Source organism: Blastomonas sp. (assembly GCF_041747255.1).
Taxonomy (GTDB): Bacteria; Pseudomonadota; Alphaproteobacteria; order Sphingomonadales; family Sphingomonadaceae; genus Blastomonas.
In genome coordinates this window covers 1-6,705 of record NZ_JBGTFM010000476.1, presented here as the reverse complement: position 1 = coordinate 6,705, position 6,705 = coordinate 1, and the positions used below count along the sequence as shown (strand labels likewise).

General features: G+C 59.2%; 7 protein-coding genes and 1 tRNA gene. All 8 read left to right on the top strand.

Annotated features, from left to right (window positions below; all coding sequences use genetic code 11):
• Positions 1-322: tetratricopeptide repeat protein (locus tag ACEW8G_RS15790; protein WP_373489351.1), on the top strand; the 322-nt coding region annotated here is incomplete at its 5' end.
• Between the two features lie 405 nt (positions 323-727).
• On the top strand, positions 728-2,362 hold the full coding sequence (locus tag ACEW8G_RS15785; protein ID WP_373489350.1) for a hypothetical protein: 1,635 nt from the start codon (positions 728-730) through the stop codon (positions 2,360-2,362).
• A 222-nt stretch (positions 2,363-2,584) separates the two neighbouring features.
• A complete protein-coding gene (locus ACEW8G_RS15780) occupies positions 2,585-3,757 on the top strand; it encodes a hypothetical protein (RefSeq protein ID WP_373489349.1) in 1,173 nt (390 codons plus the stop codon).
• Positions 3,747-4,427 carry a hypothetical protein gene (locus tag ACEW8G_RS15775; RefSeq protein WP_373489348.1) on the top strand — a complete coding sequence of 227 codons (681 nt, stop codon included), beginning with the start codon at positions 3,747-3,749 and terminating at the stop codon, positions 4,425-4,427. Before ACEW8G_RS15780 ends, ACEW8G_RS15775 begins: the two co-directional genes overlap by 11 nt.
• The gene (locus ACEW8G_RS15770; protein WP_373489347.1) at positions 4,424-5,026 is read left to right on the top strand and encodes a hypothetical protein; all 603 of its coding nucleotides are present in this window, start codon (positions 4,424-4,426) and stop codon (positions 5,024-5,026) included. Before ACEW8G_RS15775 ends, ACEW8G_RS15770 begins: the two co-directional genes overlap by 4 nt.
• Before the next feature lie 120 nt (positions 5,027-5,146).
• Positions 5,147-5,539 (top strand): hypothetical protein, encoded by a 393-nt coding sequence (locus ACEW8G_RS15765; RefSeq protein WP_373489346.1) that lies wholly within the window; start codon positions 5,147-5,149, stop codon positions 5,537-5,539.
• A complete protein-coding gene (locus tag ACEW8G_RS15760; RefSeq protein ID WP_373489345.1) occupies positions 5,536-6,072 on the top strand; it encodes an RES family NAD+ phosphorylase in 537 nt (178 codons plus the stop codon). Before ACEW8G_RS15765 ends, ACEW8G_RS15760 begins: the two co-directional genes overlap by 4 nt.
• Positions 6,073-6,362: 290 nt before the next feature.
• Positions 6,363-6,438, top strand: a tRNA-Cys gene (locus tag ACEW8G_RS15755).
• The last annotated feature ends 267 nt before the right edge of the window (positions 6,439-6,705 follow it).

Sequence of the window (6,705 nt, the reverse complement as noted above, 5' to 3'; positions counted from 1 at the left end):
ACAGAGAGACTATGTTAAAGCTAAATATTGGCTTTACAAGGCTGCGCATGGAGGTAACGACGAAGCGCAAAGGGTCCTTGGACAGATGCTGAGTGATGGCCACGGAGGTCCCGTCGATTTCACGGAGGCCCTAAAGTGGTTTCGCAAATCGGCCGAGGCTGGCAACGTCGATGCGTTCGTACATATGGGAGAGGCACATTACTTTGGTCTGGGAACACCAGTGAACTATGCCACCGCTAGGTACTGGTATGAGCGGGCCGCGCAATTGGGGAATGAGTTTGCCAAAAAGACCCTTGAAATCATGACCAGAAAAGGTCGATGACACCTTCACCTGTGCCTATCAACACCGGAAATATACGCTTACTCAACGTACGCAATCGCCGGGAAAGGCTCGCCTGCGGGAGATGAAAGTGAAATTAAAGGAACCTGATTATCTTCTTGGAGTCGTCGCAGTCTTGTGTATAAGCGCTGGCGGCGTCGCCGGCGGCCTCAAGAATGGTGCCGGATGGTCGTGGGAAGGGTTCTTAGTCGGCCTCTTTCGATATGGGTTGCTGGGCTATCTTGCTATCCTCTTCTGGGGGTTCATGATTTATGCAGCCTTTTCGAGCATCACAAAACTGCTAAAGCGGCGCCAATAGTGCTTTAAACGTTTGTGTGTAGACCGAGTGAGAACTGGCTGAACTTGCGTTCCGTGGAAGGGTGAGGTGGCACAGGGAGGGAGATAACTATGTCAATCGTCTACAGCCGTGCGGGGCGCATCGGCGGAAACGCCGGGACCACCGCCGCTGATCTCGACGCGCTTTTCGAAGAAATTAGCGCAGCAGAAACGCGACACCTGGTCGTTCATTTCCACGGCGGTTTGGTCAATGAAGTGGCCGGTGAAGAAGTCGCGCGTCGGCTCGAAGGTCGATACAGGCAGGAGGGCTTTCCTGTGTTCTTTGTGTGGCGCTCCGGCGTCTTTGATGCCCTGCGCCAAAGCCTGAAGTCCGCAGCCGAAGAGTCCGCCTTCAAGCAAGCCACTCGAAAGATTGCTGAATGGATCACCAAAAAGGCCGTGAAGAAGCTGCCGATGGGGAACGCTGTAGCAAGTGGTGACGGTCTACAGGCGCTTACACACAACCATCTGATCTTCAGTACGGTCGCACGCGCTACCGGCGTGCAGCAGAACGTCGCGGACCAGATAAATCAATACTGGTCGGCCCCACACACAGCTCAGATTCCGTTGGCCGGCCTTGCGGACGAGATCGAAGACTTCCTGGTTGTGGATGAGTCCGAGATCGAGGCTGATCTGAGAGTGGACGCTGCATTTATCACGGCTATCAATGCGTTGCGCCCGACGGCGCAGAAGCCGGAGAAGTACGCATTAATGCTAGAAGCCGGGACGGACGCCCAAGTCGGCGCCCCCCCGAACGCGGTCCGGGCCGCACTCTTTAACGCACTCGTCGACGAAGCGCCCACGGGCGCCATGGGCGCGCAGCGTTTCGGACTGGACTTATTGACGCTGGTCAAGTCCGTGCAGTTCATTTATCGCGTCGTTAAGGCCGTCATCAAGCGCGTGAAATCTGATCGGCATCATGACATTTATCCCACCATCATTGAGGAGTTGCTGCGACACCTGAAGATCGGGGGCGACGGGCTCAACGAGTGGGCGAAGATGCTTCTGTGGAATGAGATGAAAGACGACACCGCAGACGCCTTCAAAGCGGAAGAGAATGCGGTTGGCACCGAGTTCCTGCAACGGCTGGCCGGCAACACGACGATCGAGCGAGTCACCCTCGTGGGGCATAGCACGGGCGCGATCTACATCGCGAACTGGCTCAAGACCGCGAAGGCGCTGGCACCGAACCGCATATTCGACGTGATCTTCTTGGCGCCTGCCATTACATATACGGCGTTTAATGAAGCTCTGAATGTAGCCGGCGATAGCATTGGCCGCTTCCGTATGTTCTCAATGTGCGACGAGCTCGAGAAGAAGGACCAAGTGTGGGGTGCGGACTCCGCGCTTGGCGGAGGTCGCGACATCCGCCGGTTCATTTACCCCTGCTCGCTGCTCTACTTGGTGTCAGGACTGCTGGAGTCCAAGGTTCAGGCGCAGGGTCATCTCGTCGACGAGCCTGATATGCCCATTCTCGGCATGGCACGCTTCTTCGACCGAACAAACACTTTCGACGCGCAGCACTTTCCGGAAGTCCATCGGGTGCGTGAATGGCTTCGTGCGGACCCTGGACGAACCGTATGGTCAGCCACTGCGGATGATGCGCCACTTGGGTATCGCAGCCATTCAGAGGACCACGGGTCCTTCGATGAAGACGTACCAACGATCAACAGCGTCGTGGAATGTTTGGGCGGTCGATGGGGCTAGTGGGGCAACACCCCCTTTGGGGCGAAGTGCATAGTTCGACTGTCCGACGACACGAGATATCGGTGACTGTTTCCTCAACGCCTGCAGCGATGCACAAGCACAGTTGATAGAGCAGAAACCCGGAGCCATGTTGCGATGAAAAACTTCCGCTGCTTCTCGTTCATAAGGATGGTAGTCGGGCTATTGTCTGCTCTGTCTGCAACGTATACTCAGGCGGTCGACTTGTCGGTTGTGGAATACGGAAACGATTTCAACCACGTATTGAGCGACCACCAGGTGAACGACATCCTTGGTCAGGACGCTGACGGCAGTCCGCGCCTCAATCTATTTCCCGAGCGCGATCCCAAACACAAAGCGCTGATCAATTTGCTCGCGCCTGGCCTTGCTGTGGACAAGCCGCAAGTACGCAAGGACATTGCCGAAATCCTTGCCCGCTACCCGCAGCAATGCTTGGGAATAAGCGCGCTTGCACTGGCGGTGGAGCCGATCGGGGATGTCGACATTTGTGTGCCCGGCGAGACCGACAACCGGAGAGTGACGCAACTGTTGTTCACGGGCTGTCTTGCTATCGACTTGCGCGACTGCGAGTACGATCTTTCATACGACGGTGGCTGTAACTTCGAGATTGGGGGCCTCAAGACCTTTCTTACAGCCTGCAACCGCAGCCTAGATGCCGCCATCGACAACGGCGCAGTTTGGGACGCAAAGGTTTACCAGCGGTCCCAGGCTTTTAGTAACCTCAAATCACTACAACGCGTCCGGGATTATTTCGCTCGCAAGTCATTGCGATCAGTGGCGCCGCCGGCCTCCGTCCCCGAGCAAACTCGCGAACGCTGTGGGCCCAAACAGGCTCTTCCTTATGCGACGGATTGCGAGGTGCGCGAACGCGATGCCTACAGAGCTGCTGAAAGCCACGCACGGGAAATCGCACGGCACTCAGCGCGCGACCAGATAGCCCACGCCCGGCACGAAGCCGAGGCTCTATTTATTAGCGGCAATGCCGAAGCGGCGTACTACGCGGGCTGCCTCGGTGTGGCTCATACCGGCCGACCACCTGATGCAATCGGTGTGATTCCGCGCGATACCGACTCAGTGCTGCGTTACGACTGCGCCTACTATTCGGAAAACGATTACCGCGTGACCTACCTCAATAGCGATTGGCACATCCTTGACCACGGGCAATTCTCATTCGACGGCAAACACCAAGCTGAGAAGCGCGTAATCGAAGCCTTCACGCTCGCCAGCAAGTCCTCCGATTCAAAGCTCGCTGCTCGCGCATACTGGAACTTGGCAGTGCTTGCTCTTATGCACAATCGCGATGGGGGCGGCGCAGAGAAAGCCCGCAAGGCGCTGGCAGAAGCCCGGCGGCTGGATCCGGGAGCATTTGCGCCGTGAACACTCGATCAATAACAAGCCGGGAATCTCGACCCGGTTCATCATATTCAACATGCCGCGCGCAGCAGGGCGCCGGCATGCCCACCCTGATGCGGATGCTCGGCGCGAGCTGATGCGGAAGTCCACACATGCGCTGCTATCGGTCGGCTTGCTGGCGACAGCACCGGTGCACGCACTGGATCTGGTGGTCGTCGAATACGCTAATGATCTGCGCACGCCGCTCAGCGATCACGAGGTCAAGAACATTCTCGTCTATGACAACGACGGCACGCCGCGTCTGAACCTGGTTCCTGAGCAGAGCCCGAAGCACAGGGCCCTCGTTGAACTGCTCAAGCCAGGCTTCTACGTCGATCAACCCAAGCGCCGGGATGAAATCGCTGGCTGGCTCGCACGCTTGCCGGAGCAATGCCGTGCTAACGGCACACTGGCACTGGCGGTGGAGCCGATTGGTGACATAGATACCTGCGTGCCCGGCGAAACCGACAACCGCCGGGTGACGCAACTGGAAATTCACGACTGCGCGGAGACTGTTCCGCGCGAATGTAGCTACGATCTGGCGATAGATGGAGGCTGCAATTTCGAGATCGGGGGCTTGCGGAGCTTCCTCCACGCTTGCAGCGATGCGTTGCACCAAATGACGGGGCAGAAAACGGACGGAGCTTCACGATGAAGGGCTTTCGCTGTATCGCGTTCCTGGCGGTTGTGAGCGGCCTGCTGCTCGGCTCCGGCAGCGCGCACGCGACGGCGCCAGCGGAATCCGAATCCGCAGGGATCACGTTCCAGGTCGAAGAAAAGGAAGCGCTGTATACCAAGCACTACCTGCACCGATACGTCGTGCCAGACGTGCTCGGTTACGACCGCACCGGCAAGCCCTATCTCAAGCTCGACGCCGCGCGGAATGCCGAGCACAAGGCCATCGTGGACCTGCTCGCGCCCGGAATTGGCTTTGACCGCCCGGAGGTGCGCGACGAGATCGCAGCCCTGCTGCATGGTCTGCCCGCCGCCTGCAAGCAACGTTCGGAACTCGTGCTCAAGCTCAATCCGATTGAGGACATTGACCGCTGGGTGCCGAACGTCACCGACAACCGGCGCATCACCATTGTCGCCGTGAACGGCTGTGCAGAGCCGGTGCCGAAGGCTTGCCGGTATTGCTTGTGTCAGGAGGGTGGCTACGATTTCCCCCTCGGCTCACTAAAACGCGTGCTGCGTGATTGCAGCGACGCGCTGCATGAGGTGAGTGCAGAAGCAGAGGCAAGCGCATCTCGGTGAGCGGTGTCGCGTAGCCAAACAGCGTCGCAACATAAGCCGCATCGAAGGGCTAATACAGGGCATAAAGTGTGCGCAGAATGGGCGTATAGTTGTGCTCCTAAGCAAGAATTCTCCGAACCCATGAGCCTCTCCCCACTCGCACCTGAACTCCAGTTCGCCGCCTTTGCCGAGCAGTTGCGGGAACCCAATGCGTCGCTGATCTCGCCGGATCGCTACGCAGCGGCGCTGCATCTGGACATGGCGGAGCTGGCGGCGCATGCGCACGTTCATCGCAACACGCTGGCGGCGCGTCCGCAGTCGCCGAAGGTGCAGGCGCATCTGCGGGAGTCCCTGCGGGTGCTGCGGGCCGCCTTCGATGTCGCGGCGGGCGATCAGGCGCGTGCGGTCTACTGGTATCGCAACCATCCCATCGGGGACTTCGGTTACAAGACGGCCGAGCAATTGGTGGCGGACGGCGAGACGGACGCCGTTCTCGGGTATCTGGAATCGCTCGCTGGTGGCGCCAGCGGATGATCTTCATCCCGCTCGGGCCGGACGCGGTGTTCTATCGCGTGCTGTCACCCGCTTGGGCGCATCGCCCCACCAGCGGCGCGGGGGCCGCCGAAAGGGGCGGGCGTTTCAATCGGCCGGACGTGCATGCGCTGTATCTCTCCGTGACGACGGAAACGGCCTTGCAGGAATACCAGCAGGATGCGGGCCTGCTGCCGCCAGGCACCATCGCGAGTTACCTGCTCAACGTGCAGCGCGTGGTGGATTTCCGCGCCGGGTATGTGGCCGGTGCCTGGGACCGTCTATGGCAGGACTATGCCTGCAACTGGCGCGACCTGGCCTTGCGGCACAAGGTTGAACCGCCAAGCTGGGTATTGGCAGACATGGCAATGGAGGCCGGTGCGCAGGCCATCTTCTACCCCTCGGTCCGCCATCTCGGCGGCTACAACATCGCGGTGTTTCTCGCCGCAGTGGTCGAGCCGGACGAGCTGCGGGTGCACGATCCGGAGGGGCATTTGGCGGGCGAGAAAAACCGTCAAGGCAAGCCAGCGGCGTAGCGAAGAATGTCAGCTAGTAGTGTGTGCTGACACCCGCCTGCAAACAGGCTCTACGTCTTGGCGCGTCGGAACCGCGTTACCGCAAATCCCGAGCTTCAGAACACGCATCGACTTGAGCAGACCCTATGTCCGTTCTGATTACGGCCCCCTCCGCGATGAATCCCTATCGCATTCACGCTCGCGCGAGTATCATGTGTCCATGGTTACCTACATCCATCACCCGCAAGGGCGTTGTTGTTGAAGCTCCGCTGACGCGCTATCTGCGTGTCCGGCTTGATGCCCGCTGTTCTGGCGTCGTAACCAAGTGGTCCAAGGTGACGGTCTGCAAAACCGTATCCACGGGTTCGAATCCCGTCGACGCCTCCATTTTTTTTAAGATCGCCGCATCGTGCTCGCGCTGCCCCCTGCTGGCCGGCGACACGCCGCGCGGCCGTGGGGTGTGTCATGTGGGGTGAAAGAATCGCGGTCGTTCCTGACAACAAGCTCGGCATAATGATGGACCCCAAGGGCGAAGTCAGGCGGGTCCTCACGCCCGGTAGGCATTGGATCTGGGATCCTCTGGCTCGATATTCAATGCAGCTTACGGACTGCCCCATCATCCGAGATGCGGAAGCGATCCGCGAGGTCGGCCTG

What these genes read in the sequence shown, in the direction of transcription:
- ACEW8G_RS15785 (WP_373489350.1), top strand. Translation starts at nt 728, where the DNA reads ATGTCAATCGTCTACAGCCGTGCGGGGCGCATCGGCGGAAACGCCGGG.
- ACEW8G_RS15770 (WP_373489347.1), top strand. Translation starts at nt 4,424, where the DNA reads ATGAAGGGCTTTCGCTGTATCGCGTTCCTGGCGGTTGTGAGCGGCCTG.
- ACEW8G_RS15760 (WP_373489345.1), top strand. Translation starts at nt 5,536, where the DNA reads ATGATCTTCATCCCGCTCGGGCCGGACGCGGTGTTCTATCGCGTGCTG.
- ACEW8G_RS15765 (WP_373489346.1), top strand. Translation starts at nt 5,147, where the DNA reads ATGAGCCTCTCCCCACTCGCACCTGAACTCCAGTTCGCCGCCTTTGCC.